The 24,656-nt window shown below is 69.6% G+C and carries 25 protein-coding genes; 11 read left to right on the forward strand and 14 right to left on the reverse strand.

Going from position 1 to position 24,656, the window contains the following annotated elements:
• Positions 1 to 34: 34 nt before the first annotated feature.
• On the reverse strand, positions 35 to 667 hold the full coding sequence (locus tag ABD327_RS02260; protein ID WP_344448378.1) for an ATP-binding protein: 633 nt from the start codon (positions 665 to 667) through the stop codon (positions 35 to 37).
• Positions 668 to 815: 148 nt separating this feature from the next.
• On the opposite strand from ABD327_RS02260, the gene ABD327_RS02265 reads away from it, so the two are divergent.
• From ABD327_RS02265 to ABD327_RS02275, 3 genes are all read left to right on the forward strand, one after another.
• Positions 816 to 1,634, forward strand: a complete 819-nt coding sequence (locus ABD327_RS02265) for a helix-turn-helix domain-containing protein (protein WP_344448379.1) — start codon at positions 816 to 818, stop codon at positions 1,632 to 1,634.
• Positions 1,631 to 1,837 carry a DUF397 domain-containing protein gene (locus ABD327_RS02270; protein WP_344448380.1) on the forward strand — a complete coding sequence of 69 codons (207 nt, stop codon included), beginning with the start codon at positions 1,631 to 1,633 and terminating at the stop codon, positions 1,835 to 1,837. The genes ABD327_RS02265 and ABD327_RS02270 overlap by 4 nt, the downstream gene beginning before the upstream one ends.
• Positions 1,838 to 1,993: 156 nt before the next feature.
• On the forward strand, positions 1,994 to 2,440 hold the full coding sequence (locus ABD327_RS02275) for a VOC family protein (protein WP_344448381.1): 447 nt from the start codon (positions 1,994 to 1,996) through the stop codon (positions 2,438 to 2,440).
• A gap of 73 nt (positions 2,441 to 2,513) precedes the next feature.
• Here ABD327_RS02275 and ABD327_RS02280 read toward each other — a convergent pair whose 3' ends face one another.
• From ABD327_RS02280 to ABD327_RS02295, 4 genes are all read right to left on the reverse strand, one after another.
• The gene (locus ABD327_RS02280; RefSeq protein WP_344448382.1) at positions 2,514 to 3,125 is read right to left on the reverse strand and encodes a Uma2 family endonuclease; all 612 of its coding nucleotides are present in this window, start codon (positions 3,123 to 3,125) and stop codon (positions 2,514 to 2,516) included.
• Positions 3,126 to 3,238: 113 nt separating this feature from the next.
• A complete protein-coding gene (locus ABD327_RS02285; protein ID WP_344448383.1) occupies positions 3,239 to 4,390 on the reverse strand; it encodes an RNA-guided endonuclease InsQ/TnpB family protein in 1,152 nt (383 codons plus the stop codon).
• Positions 4,391 to 4,714: 324 nt separating this feature from the next.
• Positions 4,715 to 5,785 (reverse strand): winged helix DNA-binding domain-containing protein, encoded by a 1,071-nt coding sequence (locus ABD327_RS02290; protein ID WP_344448384.1) that lies wholly within the window; start codon positions 5,783 to 5,785, stop codon positions 4,715 to 4,717.
• Positions 5,782 to 6,765, reverse strand: coding sequence for a zinc-binding dehydrogenase (locus ABD327_RS02295; protein ID WP_344448385.1), 984 nt, complete (start codon positions 6,763 to 6,765; stop codon positions 5,782 to 5,784). Before ABD327_RS02295 ends, ABD327_RS02290 begins: the two co-directional genes overlap by 4 nt.
• A gap of 91 nt (positions 6,766 to 6,856) precedes the next feature.
• On the opposite strand from ABD327_RS02295, the gene ABD327_RS02300 reads away from it, so the two are divergent.
• On the forward strand, positions 6,857 to 7,828 hold the full coding sequence (locus tag ABD327_RS02300) for a helix-turn-helix transcriptional regulator (RefSeq protein WP_344448386.1): 972 nt from the start codon (positions 6,857 to 6,859) through the stop codon (positions 7,826 to 7,828).
• A gap of 73 nt (positions 7,829 to 7,901) precedes the next feature.
• Here the strand turns inward: ABD327_RS02300 and ABD327_RS02305 are convergent, their stop codons facing one another.
• Entirely contained in the window at positions 7,902 to 8,735 is an 834-nt protein-coding gene (locus ABD327_RS02305) for a VOC family protein (RefSeq protein ID WP_344448387.1), read from the reverse strand.
• Positions 8,736 to 8,905: 170 nt separating this feature from the next.
• Between ABD327_RS02305 and ABD327_RS02310 the strand changes: the two genes are divergently transcribed.
• Positions 8,906 to 9,811 carry an SDR family oxidoreductase gene (locus ABD327_RS02310; protein WP_344448388.1) on the forward strand — a complete coding sequence of 302 codons (906 nt, stop codon included), beginning with the start codon at positions 8,906 to 8,908 and terminating at the stop codon, positions 9,809 to 9,811.
• Here the strand turns inward: ABD327_RS02310 and ABD327_RS02315 are convergent.
• Complete coding sequence (locus tag ABD327_RS02315; protein ID WP_344448389.1) at positions 9,802 to 10,758, reverse strand: helix-turn-helix transcriptional regulator; 957 nt, start codon at positions 10,756 to 10,758, stop codon at positions 9,802 to 9,804. The two genes, ABD327_RS02310 and ABD327_RS02315, sit on opposite strands and share 10 nt — an antisense overlap.
• Before the next feature lie 295 nt (positions 10,759 to 11,053).
• Between ABD327_RS02315 and ABD327_RS02320 the strand changes: the two genes are divergently transcribed.
• The 4 genes from ABD327_RS02320 (at position 11,054) to ABD327_RS02335 (ending at position 16,908) form a co-directional block, all read left to right on the forward strand.
• Positions 11,054 to 12,322, forward strand: a complete 1,269-nt coding sequence (locus tag ABD327_RS02320) for an aspartate kinase (protein ID WP_344448390.1) — start codon at positions 11,054 to 11,056, stop codon at positions 12,320 to 12,322.
• On the forward strand, positions 12,319 to 13,374 hold the full coding sequence (locus tag ABD327_RS02325) for an aspartate-semialdehyde dehydrogenase (RefSeq protein ID WP_344448391.1): 1,056 nt from the start codon (positions 12,319 to 12,321) through the stop codon (positions 13,372 to 13,374). The genes ABD327_RS02320 and ABD327_RS02325 overlap by 4 nt, the downstream gene beginning before the upstream one ends.
• Before the next feature lie 108 nt (positions 13,375 to 13,482).
• Positions 13,483 to 14,916, forward strand: a complete 1,434-nt coding sequence (locus ABD327_RS02330; RefSeq protein ID WP_425547025.1) for a WGR domain-containing protein — start codon at positions 13,483 to 13,485, stop codon at positions 14,914 to 14,916.
• Between the two features lie 234 nt (positions 14,917 to 15,150).
• Positions 15,151 to 16,908 (forward strand): S9 family peptidase, encoded by a 1,758-nt coding sequence (locus ABD327_RS02335; RefSeq protein WP_344448393.1) that lies wholly within the window; start codon positions 15,151 to 15,153, stop codon positions 16,906 to 16,908.
• 127 nt (positions 16,909 to 17,035) lie between these two features.
• On the opposite strand, the gene ABD327_RS02340 is transcribed toward ABD327_RS02335, so the two are convergent.
• The 7 genes from ABD327_RS02340 to ABD327_RS02375 all read right to left on the reverse strand — a co-directional run bounded on the left by ABD327_RS02340 (position 17,036) and on the right by ABD327_RS02375 (position 23,623).
• Positions 17,036 to 17,710: a TetR/AcrR family transcriptional regulator gene (locus ABD327_RS02340; RefSeq protein WP_344448395.1), complete on the reverse strand. Its 675-nt coding sequence runs from the start codon at positions 17,708 to 17,710 to the stop codon at positions 17,036 to 17,038.
• Positions 17,711 to 17,822: 112 nt separating this feature from the next.
• Positions 17,823 to 18,752 (reverse strand): alpha/beta fold hydrolase, encoded by a 930-nt coding sequence (locus ABD327_RS02345; RefSeq protein ID WP_344448396.1) that lies wholly within the window; start codon positions 18,750 to 18,752, stop codon positions 17,823 to 17,825.
• An 88-nt stretch (positions 18,753 to 18,840) separates the two neighbouring features.
• On the reverse strand, positions 18,841 to 19,776 hold the full coding sequence (locus tag ABD327_RS02350) for a serine hydrolase (protein ID WP_344448397.1): 936 nt from the start codon (positions 19,774 to 19,776) through the stop codon (positions 18,841 to 18,843).
• A gap of 32 nt (positions 19,777 to 19,808) precedes the next feature.
• Positions 19,809 to 20,564, reverse strand: coding sequence for an SDR family oxidoreductase (locus ABD327_RS02355; protein ID WP_344448398.1), 756 nt, complete (start codon positions 20,562 to 20,564; stop codon positions 19,809 to 19,811).
• A gap of 47 nt (positions 20,565 to 20,611) precedes the next feature.
• A complete protein-coding gene (gene sigJ, locus ABD327_RS02360) occupies positions 20,612 to 21,469 on the reverse strand; it encodes an RNA polymerase sigma factor SigJ (protein WP_344448399.1) in 858 nt (285 codons plus the stop codon).
• A gap of 45 nt (positions 21,470 to 21,514) precedes the next feature.
• Positions 21,515 to 22,621: a fatty acid desaturase family protein gene (locus ABD327_RS02365; protein ID WP_344448400.1), complete on the reverse strand. Its 1,107-nt coding sequence runs from the start codon at positions 22,619 to 22,621 to the stop codon at positions 21,515 to 21,517.
• 24 nt (positions 22,622 to 22,645) lie between these two features.
• A complete protein-coding gene (locus tag ABD327_RS02375) occupies positions 22,646 to 23,623 on the reverse strand; it encodes a ferredoxin reductase (protein WP_425547026.1) in 978 nt (325 codons plus the stop codon).
• 108 nt (positions 23,624 to 23,731) lie between these two features.
• Between ABD327_RS02375 and ABD327_RS02380 the strand changes: the two genes are divergently transcribed.
• Together ABD327_RS02380 and ABD327_RS02385 are read left to right on the forward strand one after the other, a co-directional pair.
• Positions 23,732 to 24,412: a Pr6Pr family membrane protein gene (locus ABD327_RS02380; RefSeq protein ID WP_344448401.1), complete on the forward strand. Its 681-nt coding sequence runs from the start codon at positions 23,732 to 23,734 to the stop codon at positions 24,410 to 24,412.
• A gap of 3 nt (positions 24,413 to 24,415) precedes the next feature.
• Positions 24,416 to 24,631, forward strand: coding sequence for a hypothetical protein (locus ABD327_RS02385; protein ID WP_344448402.1), 216 nt, complete (start codon positions 24,416 to 24,418; stop codon positions 24,629 to 24,631).
• The last annotated feature ends 25 nt before the right edge of the window (positions 24,632 to 24,656 follow it).

Consider the following 24,656-nt stretch of genomic DNA (forward strand, 5'->3'; position numbering starts at 1 on the left):
AATGATGGATATCAGTCTTCCGGTGTGACGTATGTCAGATTCCCGCTTCGGTCTCCATCGGAGACGCCTCTGATGTCCCGACAGTGCAGGCGCACCCTTCCAACTCCCAGCGGATCACCGAGTGGTCCCTCCGCCGCTCGAACTCCAGCGGCCCCGGACACAGCGCGGCCACCACGGCCAGGCCCCTCCCGGACTCGGCCAGGTCCGCCACGTCCGCCATGCGCTGTACGGGGGCTTCCAGCAGCCGCTCGATCTCGAGGAGCACCGGAAGCGGGACCTCTGGAACGGAGCCTGCCATTGGCAGCGCACGCTGTATCAGGACGCCTCTCACACGTCCCGTGCCGTGCGTCATCCACACCCTGACCAGCCCTCCGCCACCGTGCTCGGCGGCGTTCGCCAGCAGTTCCGAGAACACGAGCACGCAGTCGTCCCGCAACGGGCAGGCGGACGGCAGGACGTCGCGCACCCAGGCGCGTCCGGCCCGCACCTGCGCCAACTCCGCGAGAAAGACCTGCTCGACCTGCGTGCCCGCGAGAGAACTCGTTCCGTGCGACGCGTACTGAGGCCCCGGCATGGCCGTCGCGATCGTTGTCGCCGGTCCCGAAATCCGACTGATGCAAAAATCGGGATAGTCCTCGGAAAGCCTGCGAATTTCCTGCTCTTCCACGTCCGGATCCTTTGTTTTTTCGTCTCCGTTTCCCATGACCAGGCTCACAGGAGCGGATACCGTGAGCAACGGACCCGTGACGCACCACCGTTTGACCAGCTTCTTGATCGCTTTAACCGCCGTGCCGGTACGCCCCCGGGAGCAGCCAGTGACCGCACAGTCCGAACCCTCCAAAGACCCCGCGATCAGGGCGTTCGCCATCACACTCGGCGCCTTCCGCGTCAAGGCGGGCCTCGGCAAGAAGGAACTCGCCGAGAAACTCGGCTACACGCCCGCCTATACCAGTCAGGTGGAAGCGGCCAAGAACGTGCCGTCTCCAAGGTTCGCCGAGGACCTCAACACGTTGTTCGGTACCGAGGCGTTCACGGAACTTCAGCAGAACATCATGGATGCCCGGACCAACGGTCTTCTGCCGCCCGGGTTCATCGACTATGTCGACCAGGAATCCCGCGCCTCTCTCATGTACATATTTGAGTTCGGCGTCATAAAAGGAATATTTCAGACGTACGACTATGCCTGTGAGGTTCTCAGGTCGGGCCGGGCGGCAGAAGAGGTCGAGCAACTGGCCTCAAAGCGAATGGAGCGTCAGAAGATCCTCGCGAGAGACGAGCCTCCCCAGATCGTCGCGGTATTCGACGAGGGGGTCATTCGACGCACGGTCGGTGGTCGAGAGATCATGCGGGATCAGATCGCCCGGCTTGTCGAGATATCCAAGATGCCGAACGTCACCATGCATATCGTTCCTCCGGGCAAGGGGGCTTACCCGGGGGTCATGGGGGCGTTCACGATCCTCAGATTCGATGACGGTCCGGACATGGTCTACACCGAAGGGTATCTGGGAGGTAGCATCACGGGTAATGCAGCGAACGTGCGAGGTCACACCGTGCACTTCGACCTGATCCGGGGAGTGGCAATGTCCGCTGACGACTCCCTGGAATTCCTGCACGCGGCCTGGGAGGGTCTGTGAAAGATCAGGAACTGACGTCGGTCCACTGGCGAAAGAGTACTTACAGCGGCCCTACCGGCGGGGATTGTATCGAATTGGCGGGCCTTCCTTTCGAAGTGGCCGTACGTGACTCGAAGAACCCGGAGGCTCCTCACCTGGCATTCGGGCGGGCGGCGTTCGGCAAGGCTTTGAAGGAGATCCGAGCAGGCCGTCACGACCTGTAGTTCCTTTGTCCCGGTGCCTCGGCGCCGACGAGGTGAGGACCGCGCCGGGTCAGCCGCGCTTCCCCGCAAGGCCGTCGCGTCAGACGGTGTTCGTTCTACCGCGCCGGTAGCGTTGCGGCCGAGGGATGATCTCCTACCGGCGCATGGGGGCGGTTCATGGACCAGCAGTTGAACCTGGTGACGCTGGGCGTCGAAGACCTGCGGGTCAGCCGCCGGTTCTACAGCCGAGGCCTCGGCTGGACGCCGCTGCTCGACCTGGACGAGATCGTCTTCTACCAGGTCGGCAAGGGCCTGGCCCTCGCGCTCTTCCCCCTGACGGAGCTCGGCGCCGACACGGGGCACGCGGCGACGGCCGGAACCCCTTTCACCCTCGCGCAGAACCTCGGCTCACCCGCCGAAGTGGACGCGGCCGTGCGGCGGGCCCGAGAGGCGGGGGCGACCGTCCTCAAGGAGCCGCAACACGCGGCGTTCGGCGGCTACCACGGCTACTTCGCCGACCCCGACGGCCACCGCTGGGAGGTCTGCCACAACCCGGGCTGGTCCGTCGCGGACGACGGCACCGTGACGCTGATGGCCGTCGAGGCACCGGACACGGAAGACTGACACCGCTTCGATCTCCTCGGCCGTCATGCGCTCAGGAACTCCGGATGGTCTACGACCGGTTTCCCGGCGCTGATCAGAAGTCCATCAGAACGGCCGGGTCGAAGGTGACGGGAAGCGGCTTGTCGGCTTCGATCTCGGCCGTGACCAGAGAGCCGGCGCCGGTCGGCGGTGCGGTGGGCGTATAGGTGTCGCCGTGCAGGGCGAGCCTGTGGACGAGCAGTGTCGGTGTGTGCTCGATGATCCAGTACTGCGGGATCCCCGTGGCCGCATAGTCCGCCACCTTACGCATCCGATCGGTGCGCTCGCTGCCGCTGCCGGGCGAGATGACCTCGACCACGAGCAGCACCTCACATCCGGGGATCACTTTCGGCGACTCGTCGACGATGGCCGCCCGCGCGACCTCGCGGGGAACCACGAACACATCGAGTTTCCTGATCCCCGCCGGTGTGCTCATCTCCCACTCGCCACCGTCAAGGACGAGCACGTCGGCCCCGGCATCACTCACCGCCGCATCGAGCAGCCGCGCCAGAGTGCGCATCACCCAGTTGTGTCGTGCGCTGGCAGCCACTTCGATCAGCCACCCGTCCTCGAGCTCGAAACCCTTTCCATCATCGGGAAGCTCATGCAGGTCAAGGACGGTGTACGGCCCGAACCCCTTACCCTGAGCCGCGTTCCGCTCGCCCATGTCTGCCTCCTGGCCATCGCGGTGGGCTCTCCGACGGTAACTCGCCACACAGTCAGCTTCTCGGCCCTGAAGGGTCGAGCTTGCAGCTCTTCCCCACACCTGGCCGGTGTGGTTCAGGCCGCGTCGTCGGCAGCGTGACTCACTGCCCAGGCCGCAGCACCGCGTTGGGCGATGTTGCGGCCCGCGTTCACGTCGGCGTGCTCAGCGAAGCCGCACGACGTGCAAAGGAATGTGGACTGATCAGGCCGGTTGCTCCTGCTGACATGGCCGCAGGCGGAGCAGCCCTGCGAGGTGTACCGGGGATCCACGAACACCACCGGAACCCCCGCCAGCGCTGCCTTGTAGGAGATGAACGCGCCGAGTTGCGCGAAGGACCAGGAGTGCAGGGTGACCCGCTGGGGCTTGCGGAGCCGTACCCTGTCACGGATGCCGCCCAGGTCCTCCAGGGCGATACCGCGGCAGGTGCGTTGAGCCTCGGTCACGAGCTTCTTGGCGATGCAGTGGTTGGTGTCGGCCGCGAAACGCGCCTCCCGGCCGGAGATCTTGCGCAGCAGCCGCTTGGCCGCCTTGGTGCCCTTCTTCTGGAGCTTTTGACGCAGCCGCCGGTTCTTGTGCCGGACCTGGTTGAGGTGCTTACCGGCGTACCGGTCGCCGTCGCTGGTGGTGGCGATGTTCACGATGCCCAGATCCACGCCCAGAAAGCCGACCACCTCGCCCCGTTCGGGTTCGGGGACCTCGCAGGTCGCGTACAGGTACCAGTTTCCGCCCCGCAGCACCAGGTCGGACTCCCCGCGCCGGTACTCGGTGAGCATCTCCATCTGGGCCGCCGAGCACTGGAATCCGATGCTCCTCACGCGGCCGCGGACGGTCCAGATCGAGACGGTGCGCGCCTCCGGCTGCCAGGACAGGCAGCGGTCGTCGAACGGCTGGGCGGCATCCTTACGGAACCGGACCGGCTTGGACTCCACGGCCTTGCGCCGTTTGGAGCCCTCCCGGCCGTAGTTCCCGGCCTTCAGGTTCGCCTTCAAGGCGGCGTAGGCGTCGGCGGTCTTGCGGACGGCGTGGAGGGCGGGCTGGGCGGACAGGCCCATCGCCTTCACCTCGCCGTACACCAGCCGCTGCAACGCCCGGCCGCTTTTGACGCCGCTGTCGAATGCACGTCGGGAGGCGTGGTCGGCGGCCCGGTTGGAGGTGTGCAGGGTCTCCCGAAGAGCCACCGCGGTGGCCTCGTCCGGGAGGAGCTTCACCTGCACTACGAGCTTCACACCCCCAACGTAGCGTATTCTCTCCGCAACCGAGAGTGTTTCCGATTCCGGCATGCACAACGGGGTGAAGCTTCGTCTACGACCTGCATGTTCGTTGTATCTCGGATAGAAGGAACGCCCCGGCCGACCGATGCGTGGCGCTCGATCCCGCCCCGCGGAGGCAATTCCTCCCAGCCGTGAACGGCCGAGATTCCTTGCTAGATCCTGTTGAACCGGCTCCATAGCTCACCGTGCACGGGAATCCATGAACGTCGAACAGACCACCACACCGGCTGAGGGCGGATCCTCCCGGAAAGGACCGCTGTTCCGCTCGGCACGATCAGTTCAGACCAGAACGGCGCCTCCCACGAACGGCAGCAGGCGCTCCGCCTCCTGCTCCAGGGCCGCACGATCGGTTGCGGACAGCGGGCGGAACGGAGTGAGGTGCAGGGTGTCGCCTTTGAAGGACCAGCTTCCGTGTACGTGGCCGTCCACGAGGAAGGTGGGCCGTACCTGCGCCTGGCCGGGCATCACGCGCTTGCGGTCCTCGTGGGCGATGATGCGGGTCCGGTCGGCGTGGCCGAGCAGGGCGTTGTCGAAGGCGGGCAGCAGCCGCACGGGGGCGGGGGTGTCGGGGTCGGGTGGTTCCGCGTCGGCCAGGTCGATCAGTTCCCTGCCGTCGGGGTCGCGGTAGTGGCGTAGTTCGGTGCGCATCCGGGAGACGATCTCGCTGAGGCGGGTCAGCCCGGACCAGGCCTGCACGTCCATCACCCCGGCCGGGCCGAACGCCGCCAGATAGCGGCGGATCAGGTCCTCGGCGGTCGCCGGGGCCATGGGTCGGCCGAGCCAGGTCTCGGCGGGTGTGACGGAGACGGCCGATCGGGTGCCCCAAGAGCCCCACGCGCCGGTGGCCGGGTTGTGGACGAGGGGGGTTCTGAGCTCGACCTCCCCGGCGAGGACGCGCCCGTCGCGGCCCGGGTGGCGTTCGGTCAGCCGTCGGGCCAGCTCCTTTCGCGGTAGCGTCCCGCCCGCCAGCAGCTCAAGCCCGGTGGCGACCAGCGAGGCTGTGTCCAAGCCATCGCTGTTGCGGGCGAAGTACGCAGAGCGGGCGGTGCGGTCGAGTACGGGCTGCAGCAGCGGCCTCAGCCGACGGAAGTCGTCGGCCGCGGTGAGGTGCTGTGTGCTGCGGAGCAGGCCGGAGCGGACAACTTTCCGGTCCTCCAGCAGTGCGGTGAGCTCGGATCGGTCGAAGCCGTGGATCCTGCTCCACAGCCCGACGTAAGGCCAGTTGGGCTCTTGCGCCTGCATTGCGACCAGGCGCCCGATCACCTCCAGCGGGGTGCGGTCGGTGCGCTCCAGTAGGAACTGGCGGCCCAGCAGGGCCCGGTTCAGGGCCCTGCTCGAGAGAGTCGTCATGACAGCCGCACCGACACATTGCCCCGGTAGGACCCCTGGAGCAGGGACAGGAACGCCTGCGGCACGTCTTCGATCCCGCCCTTGACGACCGTCTGCGGATAGACGAAGCGGCCTTCGCCCAGCCAGGCGTTGAAGTGCTCCCGCCAGGCGGCGATCTGGTCGGGGGTGTGGTGGCAGGAGAACGGCAGCAGCTCGACGCCCCTGGCCCGGGCCGCCGAGAGGTCGGGCTCGGGGAAGCGCTCTGCCGCGTCGCCGAGCTGGCTGGACAGCGAGCCGCACAGCGCGAAGCGGGCGCCGAGCCTGGCCGCCTGCAGCGCGGCCTGGTACTGCTCGCCGCCCACGACGTCGAAGAACACCGAGATGCCCTCGGGCGCGAGCTCCCGGAGCCGGTCGGCAGCCGAACCGTCGTGATAGTCGAACGCGGCGTCGTAGCCGAGCTCGTTCACCAGATAGTCGACCTTGGCCGGGCTGCCGGCGCTGCCGATCACCCGCGCCGCGCCCAGGCACCGGGCGATCTGCCCGGCCAGTGAGCCGACCCCGCCCGCCGCGCCGGAGACGAACACCACGTCGCCCTCGCCGACGGCCGCCACGTCGGCCATCCCGTAGTAGGCCGTCGGCCCCTGACCGAGGTAGTAGCCGGGGTCGGCGACGGGATCGAGCTTGACGTACTGGGCAGCCGGGCCCGCCGAGTACTCGCTCCAGCCGGTCATCGACTGGACCAGGTCGCCGACTTCGAGCTCGGGGCTGTCGGACCGGACGACGGTGCCGATGGCGGCCACGCCCACCCGCTCGCCCGGCCGCCGGGCCGGTACCGGGATGGTGCAGTCGGCGCGCATCAGCTCCAGGTAGGTCGCGGCGAGTCCCACCTGGTCGGTCCGCACCAGGACCTCGCCGTCCACCTCGGTCTCGGCGACGGCGAAATTGTCGAGTGCCGGTGCGCCGGTGACCTGCGCGGCCAGCTGAATCTCACGGGTGATCATTCCTTGGTCCTCACGTCGGAGCGGCTTTCGAGACCGACTCTAAAGACGCTTCCGGTCACTTTCTGACCGGAAGTAGAGCGAAAATGACGGTATGGCGAACACCAGCTCACGGACCCTCAGACTGCTCGCGCTGCTGCAGACCCACCGCCACTGGCCCGGCGTGGAACTGGCCGACCGGCTCGGGGTGTCCGAGCGGACCCTGCGCCGCGACGTCGACCGGCTGCGTGAGCTCGGCTACCCGGTCAGCGCGGCCCGGGGTACGGACGGCGGCTACCAGCTCGCGCCCGGCGCCGTCCTGCCGCCGCTGCTGTTGGACGAAGAGGAGGCGGTGGCCCTCGCGGTGGGCATCGGCGACGCGGCGCAGAGCGGGATCGCCGGCATGCAGGAGGCGTCGCTGCGCGCGCTCACCAAGGTGGTCCGGGTCCTGCCACCTCAGCTGCGGGCCAGGGTCGACGCCCTGCGGGAGACGACCTTCTCCGTCGCGGCGTCCGGTCCGGTCGTCGCGGCGGGGGTGCTCACCGCGGTCGCCCAGGCCTGCCGGGACCGGGAGCGGCTGCGCTTCGGCTACACCGCCAGGGGCTCCGCACCCACCGAGCGCGAGGTCGAGCCGCACCGCGTGGTCGCCCTCGGCGGACGCTGGTACCTGGTCGCCTACGACCTGACCCGGCACGACTGGCGCAGCTTCCGCCTCGACAGGTTGACCGGGCCGACCGCGACCGGCACGCGCTTCCGGCCCCGTCCGCTCCCGGCCGAGGACGCCGCGGCCTTCGTCCAGGCGGCGAGCGGAGCCCCGGCCCCTTACAAGGTCGAGGCGCTCGTCCACGCCCCCGCGGCCCGGGTACGGCAGGCGGTCGGCCAGTGGGGCACCATCGAACCGCTCGATCAGGACACCTGCCGGCTCACCATGACCTCGACCTCCCTCGACTGGCCGACCCAGGCACTGGGCAACGTGGGCGCCGAGTTCGAGGTGCTGGGCCCTCCGGAGTTCGCCGCGCACGTCCAGGAGTGGGGCGCACGCTTCACCCGAGCCACTAGCGTGCCCCAGAGGCCGTCCTCGCCGTAGCAGGATTGCGACGATCAGCGGACCGGGGAAGCGGTCCGGGCGTCGAGGCGGTTCGCGGCACGGGAAAGACCCGTCAGATGACGTCCCAGGGTTCTATGAGGCGGAGAGGGGTGCCGAGGGGGTCCTTGACGGCAGAGATGCAGCCCCAGGGGCATTCCACCGGGCCCGGGGAATGGGCCCAGCCGCCTGCGTCCTGTAGGCGCTTCGTCGCCTTGTGCGCGTCGTCGACCGCGAAGTAGGTGAGCCAGGAGCCGTGGCCGGGGAGGTGGAGGGAACCGTCCAGCTCGACCATGTGGGGCAGGTCGCCGTCGGCCGGGTCGTCCAGGTCGTCCATGGCCTCGCGGGAGATGATCGAGGCCACGGTGTGGCCATCGGGGCGCACGAGGTCGCTGCTGGAGCTGGAGGCGGACGGGCGGTAGCCGAAGAGCTCCTGGTAGAAGGGCAGTGCGCGTTCTCCGTCGGTGGTGAGGAGTTCGTTGAAGATGAAGGTGCCGTAGCCGTTGACGAGGCGCGTTCCGACGAGTTCCCGGCCCTGCCACAGGCCGAAATGGGCTCCATTGGGGTCTGCCGCCAGTGCCGCGCGGCCCCGGTCGCCGTCCTCGTACGGGGGCCGGAGGAGGTGTCCTCCGGCCGCGTTCACTCGGTCGGACGTCCGTGCGCAGTCGTCGGTGGCGAAGAAGACCGTCCACTCGGGCCCGTTGGGCTCACCTGGGCCGTCGCCGAGGAGGCGGATGGCCGCCACCGGCAGGCCGTCCAGGAGGCACAGGTCGTCCTCGAAGGTCCAGCCGAACAGCGTTCCGTAGAACTCCCGGGCCCGGTCGGGGTCGGGCACGCTCAACTCCAGCCAGGACGGCGTTCCCTCGGGCGGGTTGACGTCGACCTGTTCTCGCCACAGCTCCTCTTCCATCGGCCCATGGTCACAGGACACGACAGGCCGTATCGGCTGTAAGACGCCGTATCGCCGAGATTCCCGATCATCTCGTGACCGGTGTCCCGGCTTGTCGGGCGGCCGGCCCGGCCGGGAAGACGCGGGAAAGGCTGACACTCCCTGGCAGGTTTTGCGGGAAGAGTGGAGTCATGAACGAGAACAAGATCGCATTGGTGGCGGGAGCGACCCGTGGGGCGGGGCGCGGGGTGGCCGTCGCGCTGGGAGAGATCGGCGCGACCGTCTACGTGACGGGGCGCAGCGGGGGCGGTAAGCGGTCGGAGATGGGCCGGCCCGAGACGATCGAGGAGACGGCCGAGCTCGTCACCGCGGCGGGCGGGCACGGGATCCCGGTCGTGGTGGACCACCTGGAGCGGGAGCAGGTGCGGGCGCTGGTCGAGCGGATCGACGCCGAACAGGGGCGGCTCGACGTGCTGGTGAACGACATCTGGGGTGGTGAGCTGCTGACCGACTGGGAGGCGAAGGTGTGGGAGCACTCCCTGGACGACGGGATGCGGATCCTGCGGCTGGCGGTCGACACCCACATCATCACCAGCCACTACGCGCTGCCGCTGCTCGTCAGGAACCCCGGCGGGCTGGTGGTGGAGATGACCGACGGGACGGCCGAGTACAACGCCGACCACTACCGGATCTCCCTGTTCTACGACCTGGCGAAGGTGTCGGTGAACCGGCTCGGGTTCGCCCAGGCCAAGGAACTCGCCTCGTTCGGGGGGACCGCGGTGTCGTTGACGCCCGGCTGGCTGCGTTCGGAACTCATGCTGGATCACTTCGACGTCACCGAGGAGAACTGGAAGGACGCGCTGGAGAAGGAGCCGCACTTCGCCATCTCCGAGTCCCCGCTGTTCGTGGGACGTGCGGTGGCGGCTCTCGCGACCGACCCGGAGCGGTCGCGGTGGAACGGTGAGTCGCTGTCCAGCGGGCAGCTCGCGCAGGTCTACGGGTTCACCGACGTGGACGGCAGCCGTCCGGACGCGTGGCGGTACATCGTGGAGGTCCAGGACGCGGGCAAGCCCGCGGACGTCACCGGTTATCGCTGATACAGCGCCCCCAGTCGTTCGGCCGACTCCTTCAGCCGGGCGCGGAGCTCCTGCGGCTCCAGGACCTCCGCCTCCGGCCCGAGCCGGAGCAACTGGTCGAAGGCGACGTCCAGGTTCTCGACGGGCAGGACGGTGACGACCCACCCCTGCCCGTCGGGCTCCCCGGCCGCCGCGCGGGCCCGCTCCACGGCGGGCGGCTCGGCCACGCGACGCAGTGCCCGCATCGCGCCCGGACTGAGCCGGACGGTGATCTCGCCCGTGAACAGCGACGCGACGAACCGGGCCGACCGTTCGGCCCACGTCCCGGCCAGGTCGAACGACTCGTCCCGTGCGAAGGTCGTCCCGGTCTCCCGCAGCGAGGCGATCCGATCCACCCGGTAGGTGCGGAACTGGTCTCCCACGGCCGCCACCAGGTACCAGACGCCGCCTTTGAGGACCAGGCCGTAGGGCCGCACCGTCCGCTGCTTCTCCCGGTAGCCGATCTCGATCTCCCGATCCGTCCAGACGGCACGGGCCAGCTCCACCAGCAGCGGAGGCGGCTCCGCGTCGGTCCACCAGCCGGGAATGTCCAGATGGAACCTCCGGCTCGTCCGGCCCGGCGCGCCCCGGAACGGCTCGGGCAGCGCGGCGAGCAGCTTCAGCCGCGTCGAGGCCACCACGTCGGCCAACCCCATCTGGTCAGCGGGCCCGTCCAGCCCCGCCAGGAACAGCGCCTCCGCCTCGTCCCGCGTGATCCCCGTCAACCGGGTCCGGAACCCCCCGACAAGCCGATACCCCCCATGCCGCCCCTGGTCCGCATAAACCGGAATCCCCGCCTCGGCCAGCGCCAGCATGTCCCGGTAGACCGTCCGCTCGGACACCTCCAGCTCGCCGGCCAGCTCGCCGGCCGTCATAGAGCCGCGCGACTGGAGCAGCAACACCAGGGAGATCAGACGGGCGGCACGCACATCAGAGAACCTAGGGACCGCAGGGAGGACTGTCGATCCTGGACGCCTTCACGCCGAGGTGATCGTCCACAGAAGATAGACATTTCTTACTTCCATGGGATTTTCAGAAGTGTGACCTGCCCGCCGGAGGAATTCCCGGTCAGGGCGGGGGCGGCGTCGGGTCGTCCGGATCCGTGCAGGTCAGGGCGGATCGGCCTGGTGGGTGTGGGGGATAACCAGATGAAAGGTCTCGGGACGGCCTCGATAGACTCGACGGGTCAAGCTATACCCCCGATCTACTGAGGAGCGCCCTACCGTGGCTCTAGTCGTGCAGAAGTACGGCGGCTCCTCCGTCGCTGATGCCGAATGCGTCAAGCGGGTGGCCCAGCGCATCGTTGCCACCAAGCAGGCGGGGAACGACGTGGTGGTCGTCGTTTCCGCGATGGGCGACACGACGGATGAGTTGATCGACCTGGCCCAGGAAGTCTCTCCGCTGCCTCCGGCGCGGGAGCTGGACATGCTGCTCACCGCGGGTGAGCGGATCTCCATGGCGGTGCTCGCCATGGCGATCGCCAACCTGGGGCACGAGGCCAAATCGTTCACCGGCTCGCAGGCCGGTGTGATCACGGACAGCTTCCACGGTAAAGCGAAGATCATCGATGTGACGCCCGGGCGCCTCCGGAGCGCGCTCGAGGGCGGATCGATCTGCATCGTCGCGGGGTTCCAGGGGGTGTCGCAGGACACCAAGGACATCACCACGCTGGGACGCGGCGGGTCCGACACCACGGCCGTCGCGCTGGCCGCGGCGCTGAACGCCGACGTCTGCGAGATCTACACTGACGTCGACGGCGTCTTCACGGCCGACCCGCGGATCGTCCCGGCCGCGCAGCAGATCCCGAAGATCTCCTACGAGGAGATGCTGGAACTGGCCGCTTCGGGGGCGAAGATCCTGCATCTGCGGTGCGTGGAGTACGCGCGCCGCTACAACATTCCGATCCACGTACGGTCCTCGTTCAGCCAGAAGGAAGGCACGTGGGTCGTCGCGAGCACTGAGGGGACCGAGGTGGAACACGCGATCATCTCCGGCGTCGCGCACGACCGGAGCCAGGCCAAGCTCACCGTGGTGGGCGTGCCGGACAAGGTCGGAGAGGCCGCCGCGATCTTCCGGCTGGTGGCCGAGGCCGAGATCAACCTGGACATGGTCGTGCAGAACGTGTCCGCCGCCTCGACCGGCAAGACCGACATCTCCTTCACCCTGCCGGCCACGGACGGGCAGAGCGCGCTGGCCGCGCTGAACAAGGCGCAGGAGGAGATCGGCTTCGAGTCGCTGCGGTTCGACGACCGCATCGGCAAGATCTCCCTGGTGGGCGCCGGAATGCGGGCCCACCCCGGTGTCTCGGCCACGCTCTTCGGCGCGCTCGCCGACGCGGGCGTCAACATCGAGATGATCTCCACCTCGGAGATCCGGATCTCGGTGATCGTCGATCAGGACGACGTCGACACCGCGGTCCATGCCGTCCACAGAGCTTTCGACCTCGACGCCGACCAGGTCGAGGCAGTCGTATACGGAGGTACCGGCCGATGAGCCGCAAGCCCACCCTGGCCGTCGTCGGCGCCACCGGTGCCGTCGGCACCGTCATGCTCGACATCCTGTCGACCCGCGAGGACGTCTACGGCGAGATCCGCCTCATCGCCTCGCCCCGCTCGGCCGGCAAGAAGCTGACCGTCCGCGGCGAGGAGGTCGTCGTCCAGGCGCTGGCCCCTGAGGTCTTCGACGGCGTCGACATCGCGATGTTCGACGTGCCGGACGAGGTGTCCGCGCAGTGGGCGCCGATCGCCGCCGAGCGCGGCGCGGTCGCCGTCGACAACTCCGGAGCTTTCCGGATGGACCCGGACGTCCCGCTGGTCGTCCCCGAGGTGAACCCGGACGCCGCCCTGGCCCGTCCGAAGGGGATCATCTCCAACCCGAACTGCACGACCCTGTCGATGATCGTCGCGATGGGGGCGCTGCACCGCAGGTACGGGCTCTCCGAGCTCGTCGTCGCCTCCTACCAGGCCGCGTCCGGCGCGGGCCAGGAGGGCATCGACACCCTGTACTCGCAGCTGGAGAAGGTCGCGGGCAACCGCGAGCTCGGCCAGCGCGCGGGCGACGTGCGGGCCGCCGTCGGCACCGAGGGGCCGTTCCCGGCCCCGCTGGCGCTGAACGTCGTGCCGTGGGCGGGTTCCCTCAAGGACGGCGGCTGGTCGTCGGAGGAGCTCAAGGTCCGCAACGAGTCCCGCAAGATCCTCGGCCTGCCCGGCCTGAAGGTCAGCGCGACCTGCGTGCGCGTCCCCGTCGTCACCACCCACTCGCTGGCCGTGCACGCGGTCTTCGAGCGGGAGGTCGACCAGGCCGAGGCGCAGGCCGTCCTGGCCTCCGCGCCGGGCGTCGTGCTCAGCGACGACCCCGCCGCGCACGAGTTCCCGACCCCGAACGACGTCGTCGGCACCGACCCCACCTGGGTCGGCCGGGTCCGCCGCTCCCTGGACGACCCCAAGGCCCTCGACCTGTTCCTGTGCGGCGACAACCTGCGCAAGGGCGCCGCGCTGAACACCGCCCAGATCGCCGAGCTCGTCGCGACGGAATTCACCGCCTGACCTGCTGGTCCGCACGGCCCGGTCCCCGTCTTCGGGGGCCGGGCCGTCGGCGTTCAAGGAATGTCAGTGGCTCTTCGTAGGCTCGGGACACCCCCCGATCAAGGAGAAGTGGAATTGAGCGCGCAGACGGACTACCTGGAGCTCTCGGAGGACGGCGGCAGCGCCCACAAGTTCTACGAGGTGGTGCGGTCCGGCAGCCGGGTGACGATCACGTACGGGCGGATCGGCACGCCGGGGCAGGCCAAGACCACCGAGTTCGCGACCGAGGCCAAGGCGGTCGCCGCCGCCGCGAAGAAGGTCGGGGAGAAGGTCCGCAAGGGGTACGCGCCGGCCGTCCGCGGGGTGCGGCAGGCGAGGTCGGTGACGCGGCGGCCGGTCGCCAGCACCCGCTCCACCGCCCGGCAGGCGCCCGTCCTGTGGCGTTTCGCCAGCGGAGCCCCGGCGTTCGGGATCTTCGTGGACGAGGAGCGCTGCTGGGTCGGCAACGAGCGGGGCGACGTCTTCACCGTGCTGCACGACGGCACGGTCTCGGGCCGGTTCCGCCTGCCCGACGGGGTGAAGTGCATCGTCGCCGACGACTTCTGGATCTACGCGGGTTGCGACGACGGCAAGGTGTACGACCTCAGCGGCAAGATCCCCCGCGTCGCGTACGAGATCGCGCAGGACGTCGACATCTACTGGCTCGACATCCACGACGGCACGCTCGGCGTCTCCGACGTGCAGGGGCGGGTCACCACGATCGACCACGAGGACGAGTTCCAGTGGGCCCGCAACAACGAGGGCGACTCGGCCTGGATGGTGCGGTGCGACACCGACGCCGTCTACTACGGCGACTCGTGGGGCGTCACCCGCTTCGACGCCGGTGACGGCACCCCGCTCTGGCGCAGGGAGCTGCGGGGCTCCGTGCTGTTCGGCTGGCAGGAGCGCGACTCGGTCTACGCCGGGACGAGCCGCAACGAGGTCCACCAGCTGGCCAAGGACACCGGCGCGGCCGAGGCGGTCTACCGCTGCGACGCCACCGTCTACTCCTGCGCCACCGCTCCCGACGGGCGCTACGTCTTCGCGGGCGACAGCGCCTCCTCGATCTACTGCTTCGACCAGTCGGGAAACCGCCTGTGGAAGCTCGGCACCGGCTGCGGTTCGGCGTTCTCGATGCAGTACCTCGACGGCCGCCTCTACATCGTCACCACGAACGGCACCCTGGCCTGCATCGACGCCACCGAGCAGGCGATCCTGGACGCCCAGCAGGGCACCCTGCCCCAGGCCCGCGACGTCAAGGCGGCGGCCTCGCTCCCCACGGTCGAGCCCACCGTCACCCTGGAGACGGCCGGCGCGGACGAGGACGGCATCGTCGTGGAGTGCTACCAGGACGGCTCCCGCCTGCGCGTCCGCGTCGTCTCCTCCGGCTTCGACGACACCTGGCGCGTGCAGTTCCCCAAGGAGATCCGCGAGCCCGGCGCCCGCTACCTCGTCGAGGGCGTCCGCCCCTCCGGCCGGGGCGGCTTCTACCGCGCCTACGGCGACATCCGCCGCCTCCGCTGACCGCCGCCGGTCGAGGGCACGGGATTCTCGGTTCTCCGGCGGTCCCGTCGCCGACGGCGAACGGCATCAGGCGAGCCGCCTGCTGCCGCAGGGCTGCCGGCGAAGCTCTCCGGTCTGCGGTGATGTTCCACGTGGAACATCGTGTGGCGGCCCGAACAGGGGCCGGGCCGTCGCACGGGATCAGCCTGTGGCTGAAGACACGATTCACCGGTTCGAGTGGGATAGACAGGACTCATGAGTGACGAGAGGTGGAAGCAGCGGTTCCGGGCTGCGCGGGTGAGCCTGCCGGGGTGGGCGCGCGAGGCTCCGGAGCGGTCGGTCTTCCGGTCCAATGCCAGCGGCACCTGGGAGATCTACACCTGGGACCGGGAGACGGGAGAGCAGCGGCAGGCGACCAGCCGGCCCAACGGCACCCTGATGGGCGGGCTCGACCCGTACGGGCGGGAGCTGTGGTGGTTCGCCGACACCGACGGCGACGAGTTCGGGGTGTGGATGAGGCAGCCCTTCGAGGGCGGCGAGGCGGTGCCCGCCACCCCGCTGGAGCCCTCGTACCCGGCGGGGCTGGCGCTGGGCCGCAGCGGGCGGGTGCTGGTCGGGCGGAGCGGGCGGCACGGCTCGTCGGTGCACCTGATCGACCCCGGCGGCGAGCCCGTGACGATCTACGAGCACGCGGAGAACGCCTACCTGGGCGGTCTCTCCCGCGACGAGGAGCTGATCGCGGTCGGGCACAGCGAGCACGGCGACAGCCGCCATCCGGCGCTGAAGATCCTGCGGCCGGACGGCTCGGTGGTGGCCGAGCTGTGGGACGGCCCCGGCAAGGGCGTCGGCCCGTCCGGTTTCTCCCCGGTGGAGGGCGACCCCCGGCTGCTCGTCGATCACGAGCGCCGCGGCAAGGAGGAGCTGCTCCTGTGGAACCCGCTCACCGGCGAGGAGCGGGAGCTGGTCTTCGACCTGCCGGGCGAGGTCGGCGCGAGCTGGTTCCCCGACGGGCGGAGCCTGCTGGTCTCGCACGGCTACGAGGCGCGGGACGAGCTGTTCCGCTACGACCTGGAGTCCGGTGAGCTGGCGAGGATCGACACCCCGCGTGGTTCCGTCGGGGGCGCGACCGCCCGTCCGGACGGCACCGTCGAGTACGGCTTCACCTGCGCCGCCGAGCCCCCGGTGATCCGCTCCACCACGGGCGCCGTGGTGCTGACCCCGCCCGGGGAGCCCGCGCCACCGTCCGTCCCGGTGGAGGACCTGTGGGTGGAGGGCCCCGGCGGCCGGATCCACGCGCTGGTCTCCAGGCCTGAGGGCGAGGGTCCGTTCCCTACGGTCTTCGACGTGCACGGCGGGCCGACGGCACAGGACGTCGACGCGTTCAACCCGGGCACGGCCGCCTGGGTCGACCACGGGTTCGCGGTCGTGCAGGTCAACTACCGGGGTTCCACCGGTTACGGCTCCGCCTGGCGGGACGCGCTGGAGGAGAAGGTCGGCCTGATCGAGCTCGAGGACGTCAAGGCCGTCCGGGACGAGGTGGTCCGCACGGGTCTCGCGGACCCGGAGAAGCTGGTGCTGGCCGGCGGCTCCTGGGGCGGCTACCTCACGCTGCTGGGCATCGGCACCCAGCCGGACGACTGGTCCGTCGCGGTCGCCGCCGTCCCCGTCGCCGACTACGTCGCCGCCTACGAGGACGAGATGGAGGCGCTGCAGGCCTTCGACCGCTCCCTGTTCGGCGGCTCCCCCACGGAGGTGCCGGACAAGTACCGCGAGTCGTCCCCCATCACCTACGTCGAGTCGGTGAAGGTCCCGGTGCTGATCCTCGCGGGCGAGAACGACCCGCGCTGCCCGATCCGCCAGATCGACAACTACCTCGCGCGACTGACCGAGCTGGGCGTCCCCCACGACGTCTACCGCTACGACGCGGGTCACGGCTCCCTCGTCATAGAGGAGCGCCTCAAGCAGGTGGAGGCCGAGATCGGTTTCGCCATGAAGTCACTGGGCCTGGCCTGACGCCGGCACGCCGCGCCTGACCGGCTCCCGGGCCCGGTCCGGGAGCCGGTCAGGCGCGGACGCCGGAGGCGTGGTCACCGGGTACCGGTAGGGGTGATCGCCGTAAGGCGCGGTTCCCGGGAGCCGGTCAGGCGCGGACGCTGCGGATGATGTCGACGAGTTCGCGGGTGACGGAGCGGAAGCCGGGGAGGCGGGACATCCCCACCATCTTGGTGACGAGCGGGACGGTGCGGTCCACCAGGAGGTAGGTCTTGCGGCAGTCGGGGGAGCCGTCGTGGACCCAGTACAGGACGATTCCCATGGAGTACAGCCACAGGAGTTCGGGGAGCTCCTGCTGGAAGTCGGGGTCGAGCCTGAGGTCGGTGGAGCCGTCCACGACGTCGCGGTAGAGGGCGACTGCGGCCTGCCGGGCGGGGCCGGACTCGGAGCTGAACGGGCTGAGCGGGCTGGTCGGCTCGGCCGCGAGCTTGAAGAACTTCCCGGCGAACGCGTGGTAGGGGACCATCGTGTCGACGCGGGCCCGCAGCACGCCCAGCAGGCGTCCGGCGAAGGTCTTCTCGCGGGTGAGGACGGCCTCGCAGGCGGCGTTGTGCGACTCCTGCAGCTCGTCGTAGTAGGCCTGCATCAGCTCTTCCTTGGAGCCGAAGTAGTAGTAGGCGTTCCCGACGGAGACCCCGGCCTCCTTGGCGATCGCCCGCATGGTCGTCGCGTCGTAGCCGCGTTCCCGGAACAGCCGCAGCGCCGTGTCCACGATCAACTCTCGGGTCTGTTCCGACCGACCGATGGCCTTGGGCTCGCTCACCCCACCACTTTAGGCGGCGCGTCCCCTCCGTCGTGGGCGTCATGCCGCGCCGGACGCCTCCGGGACGGGTTCCGGCGGCGGGCGCGCGGGGTGATCGGCGCCTCGCGGGAGGTCAGGCTCCGCTGGAGGCGCCGGGCGGGGCGGGGTGCCCTTCGCGGAGGGCCTCCTGCCACATGCGGCGGTCGAAGGGGTCGGGCTCGGTGTCGCGGAGGAAGCCGGTGACGAGGGAGGCGAAGCGGGCGGGGTCGTGGTGGTGGGGGAAGTGGCCGGCGCCTTCGAAGATCTCCAGGGCGCTGCCGGGCAGGGCCTGCCGGGCGCGCCGGGCGTGGGCGGCGGGGATGATGGCGTCGCGGGAGCCCCAGACGATCAGGGTGGGGAGGTGGCGGGCGAGGTAGCTGCGGTCGAGCATGGTGATGGCCTGGCCGCCGGGGTCGGCGGCGGCGCGGACGGTGCGGAGGAAGGCCTTGCGGGCGGTGGGGTCGGCGAGTTCGGAGTAGCGGTCCAGGACGTAGTCCAGGTCGGGGCCCAGCCCGGCGCCGCCGAGCAGGCGCAGCGCCGGGGCGGCCGTCAGGACGGCGCCGCGCAGGGGCGAGGCGGACAGGATCCTCAGGGCGGGGCCCGCGCCGGGGAGGGTCGCCAGCCGGAACACGGCGTGCATCTCGGGCCCGATGCCCGCGCTGGAGACCAGCACGAGGCGTTCGCACCGTTCGGGGAACTGGTAGGCGAACTGCATGGCGACGCCGCCGCCGAGGGAGTGCCCGACGACGCTGACCCGGTCGACGCCCAGGACGGCGAGCAGGTCGCGCATGCCGCAGGCGTAGGCGGCGACGGCGTAGTCGGCGCGGGGCTTGTCGGACCGTCCGTGGCCCAGGAGGTCGGGGACGATGACGGTGTGGTGCTCGGCGAGGGCGGGCAGGACGGGCAGCCAGGTCTCGGAGCTGTCGGCGATGCCGTGGATCAGCAGCAGGGGCGGGCCGTCGCCGAACATGCGGAAGGCGCGGCGGTAACCATGGATCTCGCGGAACTGCAGGTCCCCGGTCATGCTCGCAGACTGCTCGGAACGCGTTTCGTGTCTGCTTCATCCTGGTTATCGGGGTGTGACGGCTGGTCAGGAGATCGGCAGGTTCCGGTCACTCCATGGTGAAGGGCGCGCTGCCGTCCCCGATCTCGGGCGGATACGGGGTGGGGATCCGGCGGGCGCTGGACTCGGGGACGAGCGTGCCGTGGACGATCCGCGACACCCGTTCGATGGCGATGATCCCCTGCTTGAGGGACGGGTTGTCCTGGGTGAGCACGGCGATCATGTAGTCCCGCCGGTCGTCGCCGAATATCCCCAGGCTGTGGACACGCCATCCGTGGACGGCGCGGGGCAGCCAGCCGTTCTTGACCCGCACGTCGATCTTGGAGGACGCCCCGGCCGGGGTCCCCCACCGCTGCCCGCTCACCACCTCGGACATGAGCTTCAGGAGGTGGCGCCGGGACTTGGCGTTGAGGACGTCGCCCTTGCGGGTCAGCGTGAGCAGCAGCCGGAGCTGGTCCACCGCGGTGGTGCGGGTCAGTCCCCAGTGGCCGCCGGGGTCGAGCCTGGTGGCGCGCATGCCCACCGCGTTCAGCAGGCCCTGGACGCGGGAGCGGCCGAGCTGACGCCACAGCACGGTGGTGGCGTCGTTGTCCGAACGGGTGATCGCGGCGCGCGCCAGGGACTTCTCTCGCGCGGTCAGGCCGCGCTTCTGCTTCTGGGCGGTGCGCAGCAGTGCGGCGACGATCGTGAGCTTGACCGTGCTGGCCGAGTCGTAGTGCCGTCCGGAGCCGTAGTAGCAGCCGACCTTGCGCTCGCGGTCGTACAGCGCGAACGACATGGTGCCCGAACGGCCCCGGACGGCCTTGCGCAGTCTGTTCTCGAGTCGTTGGGCCAGTTCGGGGGAGTGGTCCGAGGAGCAGTTGAGCCAGTTGAGCGGCCTGGCGGCGGTCACCCGCCCGGGTGCCGCGACGAGGAGGCCCGTCACCAGGGCGCCCGCGACGGTCCCGGCGACGGCTTTACGGCTGATGGCGCGGTACACGGGCATCCGCCTCTCCCACGACAGTCGAGATGATCACTTTAGAGGCGTGGGGCCGAAGACAGAAGGCGTCCGGTGAGGAATTCCGGCCAGGTCTGGCTGCCTCCGGGCTCGGCGGCGAGGTGCATCCCCTCCCGGAAGGCGCGCGCGGCCTTGCCGGGGAGGCGCACCGGGATCAGCGGCCGCCTCTTCCCGGTGATCTCCATGTAGGTGCGGGCCAGGTGCCGGATGTCGTGGACCTCCGGCCCGCCCAGGTCGGGAACGCGGCCCGCCGGGTCGGCGAGGGCGAGTTCGGCGAGCCGCGCGGCGACCTCGGCCGCGGCTACGGGCTGGCAGGGGGTACTGGACGGGACGACGAAGGCGGGCCCCCTGCTCATCGCGTCGAGGAAGCGGGCGACGAACTCGTGGAACTGGGTGGCGCGCAGGATCGTGTACGGCCGTCCGGAGGACTCGATCATGTGCTCCACGGCCAGCTTGGTCCGGTAGTAGAAGTAGGGGTGGCGGTCGATGCCGACGATCGAGATGAAGACGAGGTGGGCGTCCGGCCGCGCGGCCTTCAGCAGCCCCCGCGCCTGCGCGATGTCCGCTCCCTTCTTGAACGGGTCGCTGGCCAGGTGCACGATCGTGTCGGCCTCGCCGAGCACGGACGGCCCTTCGGCGAGGTCTCCCAGATGCCAGGTGACGCCGTCTCCCCGCCGGGGCCTGCGGCTGAGCCCGTGGACGTCGGCGCCGGCCCGCGCCAGCAGCGGCGTCAGCGGGGTGCCCAGGGTCCCGGACGCTCCGGTCACGATGATCATCGGGTGCTCCTCTCTCGGGTGTTCCACAGAGGAGAACCGGACAGGGCTCAGGAATGTGACAGGCGCAGGGCCACCAGACGGAGTTTTTCGGGATTCAGCACCGTACGCAGCCCCGTGAGTCCCTCTTCGCCGACTTCGAACACCGTGGCCGTGAACGGAGACCCTTCGCCGAAGGTGACCATGGCGGGCTCCCCGTTGAACTCGGTCAGGACGATCTCCGCGCCGCCGAGCCTGCGCACGAGCCCCAGGACGTACCGCAGCACCTTCTCCCGTCCGGTGATCGGACGCAGCGCGGCACGGGCCTTTCCGCCGCCGTCCGACCAGGCGGTGACGTCGGCGGCGAGCAGCGAGGTGAGCCCGTCGATGTCCCCTTCGACCGCGGCGGCGAGGAACCGCTCGACCAGCCGCCTCTGCTCCTCGGGCGAGGGCGTGAACCGGGGCCCGTCCCCCAGCCGGCGCCGTGCCCTGCTGTGCAGCTGCCGCGTGTTGGCGTCCGTGAGATCGAGGAACCCGGCGATCTCGTGATGGGAGTACCCGAACGCCTCCTTGAGCACGAACACGGCCCGCTCGGCCGGGGTGAGCCGCTCCATCAGCGTCAGCAGCGCGTACGAGACGGTGTCGCGCAGCTCCACCGGATCTTCATCCGTGAAGACGGGTTCGGGCAGCCACGGCCCGGTGTACGACTCCCGCCGCACCCGCGCCGAGGCCAGCTCGTTCAGGCAGAGGTTGCTCACCACCTTGGTGAGCCACGCCTGCGGATGCTCGACCTCCCCGGCCCGCGCCCACCGCAGGTAGGCCTCCTGAACGAGGTCCTCGGCGTCCTGCCGCGACCCGAGCATCCGGTACGCCAGTCCGGTCAGCCTGGCCCGCTGCCCTTCGAAGACCTCGTGCACAGCGCTGTCCACACCGCTCACCCTAGGACGCGCCGGAACGGGTGCGGGCGGAGGGCGTCAGGGCAGGGAGAGGCGGAAGATCTTCTTCCAGGTGGAGGTGATCTGGCCGGTGAGGGTGTCGGTGCTGTAGGGGATGTCGTACTTCTCGCACAGGTCGCGGACGCGGGGGGCGACCTCCGCGTAGCGGTTGCTGGGGAGGTCGGGGAAGACGTGGTGCTCGATCTGGTGGCTGAGGTTGCCGGTGGCCAGGTGCATCAGCGGGCCGCCGGAGATGTTGGCGGAGCCGAGGATCTGGCGCACGTACCATTCGCCCTTGGTCTCGTTCTCGACCTGGTCCTCGGGGAAGACCTCGGCGCCGTCGGGGAAGTGGCCGCAGAAGATCACCAGGTTCGACCAGACGTTGCGGACGATGTTGGCGGTGAAGTTCGCGGCGAGGACGGGCAGTGCGGCGCCGGTCGGCAGGGCCAGCAGGGGGAAGGCCACGTAGTCCTTGAGGACCTGCCTGCGGACCTTCCGGCCGATGGCCTTGAGCTGCGCGCGGGTCTCCGAGCGGGGCTTCCTGCCGGTGCGGACGTTCTCGATCTCCAGGTCGTGCAGCGCGACGCCGTACTCGAAGAACATCGCCAGCAGCGCGGCGTAGACGGGCTGGCCGAGCCGCCACGGCGACCACCGCTGCTCGGGCGTCATGCGCAGGACGGCGTAGCCGATGTCGCGGTCCTTGCCGACGACGTTGGTGTAGGTGTGGTGCACGTAGTTGTGGGAGTGCTTCCACTGGTCGGCGGGCGAGGTGTTGTCCCACTCCCACGTGGTGGAGTGGATCTTCGGGTCGCGCATCCAGTCCCACTGGCCGTGCATGACGTTGTGCCCGATCTCCATGTTCTCCAGGATCTTGGCCGCGGACAGCGCGGTCGTCCCGGCGACCCAGGCGGGCGGGAACCAGCCGGCGAACAGGATGGCGCGTCCGCTGAGCTCCAGACCCCGCTGGAGCTTGATGACGCTGCGGATGTAGCGGGCGTCCTTCTCCCCGCGGGAGTCCAGCAGTTCCTCGCGCAGCGCGTCCAACTCGACGCCGATGGCCTCGATGTCCTCGGAGGTGAGGTGGGCGGTGGACGGGCTGAGCGGGCGGGTCTTCCGCGCCTCGGGGGGCAGGGTGGCGGTGCTCATCGCGATTCTCCCTTACGGGTCGGGTTAGAGGTCGATTTCGCAGGGGCCGGCGGGGGCGGAGACGCAGATCTGCACGAGGTCGCCCGGGTCGCCGTGGACCTGCCCGTTGCGCAGGTCGCGCACCTTGCCGGAGGTGAGCTTCCCGACGCAGCTGAAGCAGATCCCCATGCGGCAGCCGCTGGGCAGCAGCGCTCCGGCGGACTCTCCGGCGTCGAGGATCGGGCCGCGGGTCCGCGCGGTGACGCCGCTTCGGGTGAAGGAGACCTCGCCGCCGTCTCCGATCTCCGTCCGGATGGGACGGAACCGCTCGGTCTTGACGGAGGGGTAGTGCTTTTCGAGGACCCGGAGCATCTCTTCCGGGCCGCAGGCGTAGATCTGGCGTTCGTCCAGGTCGGGGACGAGCGCCTTCAGCTCGGACGGCTCCAGCCGTCCTTCCTTGCGGGTGTGCCGTTCGATGTACCGGAGGCCGTCCATGCGGCGCAGTTCGGGTCCGAAGATGACGGACGGGCGGGACGGTGCGCTGTGGACGAGCACCGCGTCGCGCACTCCGGCGCGGAGCATGGCCATGACCGGGGTGATGCCGCTGCCCGCCGTCACGAACAGGGGCCTCACCGGTTCGGACGGCAGGACGAAGTCGCCTTCGGGTTCGCCGAGGGCGACGATCGTGCCGGGGCGGGTCCGGCGCACCAGGTGGTCGGACACCAGGCCCTGCGCCTTCACGGTGATCTCCACCGTGCCGGGCGGCCCGGAGAGGGAGTAGCTGCGCCAGTGCCGGACGCCGTCGATGTCGACGCCGACGCTCAGCCATTGACCGGGGCGGTGCTCACTCCAGCCGAGGCCGGGCTTGATGACGAGGGTGGCGGCGTCGGCCGTCTCCCTGCGGACCTCCACGATCCGGCCGCGCGTCTCGCTGGTGGACCAGAGCGGGTTGAACAGGCTCAGGTAGTCGTCGGGGAGCAGCGGGGTGGTGAGGGCGGACAGGACGCGGGTGAGGGCGCTCATCGAAGCCTCCGAATAACTTACGCTTACGTAACCGTAACCAGAGGGCGGGGGAAGTCGTCACCCCGGCGGCCTGTGCGATCCCTCACAGCCGGTCCTTACACTGACCGGATGCAGAACCGGGTCGTCGCCGCTTCCTTCTGGACACTGCTCGCGGTCCTGGTGCTCCTGGGGGAGACGGCGAGCTTCATCGCCCACGGGCAGAAGGACCAGGCCGTCTATTTCACGAACCAGAGCAACGTCTACCTGGGCATCGTCGCCGCGCTCGCGGGGTGGCGGCTATGGAACGGTCGACGAGAGCCGTCCCTGCCGGTACTCACTTCGGCCACACTCTTCATCGTCATCACCGGGCTCGTCTACAACGTCGTCCTCGCGCCCACCGCCGAGCCCAAGCACGGGTTCGCCGCGTTCAGCAACGCGGTCCTGCACATGGCCACGCCCGTCCTGGGGCTGCTCGGCTGGCTGGTGTTCGCGCGGCACGGGGCTCTGCGTTACGTCCATGCGGCCATATGGCTCGTCTACCCGCTGGGCTACTTCGCCTTCGCCCTCGTCCGTGGGATGTTCGTCACGTCCGGGGATCTGCGCTACCCGTATCCGTTCCTGGACGTGCTGGAACTCGGTTATGGCGGTGTGGCGGTGAATGCTGTTACTTATGCCGCTTTGTTCTTTTTCCTTGGAGCGGCCCTCGTGACGGTGGACAGAGTGCTCGGTCGAAGGGGGAGCCGAGTCCCTGGTGAAAAGGGACTGCCGGGCGTTAGCGTTCCCTCCGTCACACCGACACAGAAGAGGTGAAAGATGCGCAGGCTCGCTCTGTCCGTGGTCACGCTCGCGGTGGTCGCGGGTGGTCTCACCGCCTGCTCCGAGAAGGAGCGCTGGTGCGAGCACGACGCCACCGACACCGTCGTCGCCAACAGCTACTGCGAGAAGAAGACCTTGGGTTACGAATGGGAGGACGACTCCTCCAGCGGCACCAAGGTGAAGACCAAGAAGTCGAAGCGTTCGAGCAAGTGAGGACCCCCGCCTCGTCGCGCGCGAG

The sequence above is a fragment of the Actinocorallia aurantiaca genome (assembly GCF_039533685.1).
Classification (GTDB): domain Bacteria; phylum Actinomycetota; class Actinomycetes; order Streptosporangiales; family Streptosporangiaceae; genus Actinocorallia; species Actinocorallia aurantiaca.

Coding starts and splice junctions, on each gene's coding strand:
- ABD327_RS02290 (WP_344448384.1), bottom strand. CDS start 5,785: ATGACGACTCTCTCGAGCAGGGCCCTGAACCGGGCCCTGCTGGGCCGC.
- ABD327_RS02280 (WP_344448382.1), bottom strand. CDS start 3,125: ATGGGCGAGCGGAACGCGGCTCAGGGTAAGGGGTTCGGGCCGTACACC.
- ABD327_RS02380 (WP_344448401.1), top strand. CDS start 23,732: ATGCAGAACCGGGTCGTCGCCGCTTCCTTCTGGACACTGCTCGCGGTC.
- ABD327_RS02325 (WP_344448391.1), top strand. CDS start 12,319: ATGAGCCGCAAGCCCACCCTGGCCGTCGTCGGCGCCACCGGTGCCGTC.
- ABD327_RS02345 (WP_344448396.1), bottom strand. CDS start 18,752: ATGACCGGGGACCTGCAGTTCCGCGAGATCCATGGTTACCGCCGCGCC.
- ABD327_RS02275 (WP_344448381.1), top strand. CDS start 1,994: ATGGACCAGCAGTTGAACCTGGTGACGCTGGGCGTCGAAGACCTGCGG.
- ABD327_RS02335 (WP_344448393.1), top strand. CDS start 15,151: ATGAGTGACGAGAGGTGGAAGCAGCGGTTCCGGGCTGCGCGGGTGAGC.
- ABD327_RS02375 (WP_425547026.1), bottom strand. CDS start 23,623: ATGAGCGCCCTCACCCGCGTCCTGTCCGCCCTCACCACCCCGCTGCTC.
- ABD327_RS02310 (WP_344448388.1), top strand. CDS start 8,906: ATGAACGAGAACAAGATCGCATTGGTGGCGGGAGCGACCCGTGGGGCG.
- ABD327_RS02355 (WP_344448398.1), bottom strand. CDS start 20,564: ATGATCATCGTGACCGGAGCGTCCGGGACCCTGGGCACCCCGCTGACG.
- ABD327_RS02365 (WP_344448400.1), bottom strand. CDS start 22,621: ATGAGCACCGCCACCCTGCCCCCCGAGGCGCGGAAGACCCGCCCGCTC.
- ABD327_RS02305 (WP_344448387.1), bottom strand. CDS start 8,735: ATGGAAGAGGAGCTGTGGCGAGAACAGGTCGACGTCAACCCGCCCGAG.
- ABD327_RS02350 (WP_344448397.1), bottom strand. CDS start 19,776: ATGCCCGTGTACCGCGCCATCAGCCGTAAAGCCGTCGCCGGGACCGTC.
- ABD327_RS02385 (WP_344448402.1), top strand. CDS start 24,416: ATGCGCAGGCTCGCTCTGTCCGTGGTCACGCTCGCGGTGGTCGCGGGT.
- ABD327_RS02295 (WP_344448385.1), bottom strand. CDS start 6,765: ATGATCACCCGTGAGATTCAGCTGGCCGCGCAGGTCACCGGCGCACCG.
- ABD327_RS02300 (WP_344448386.1), top strand. CDS start 6,857: ATGGCGAACACCAGCTCACGGACCCTCAGACTGCTCGCGCTGCTGCAG.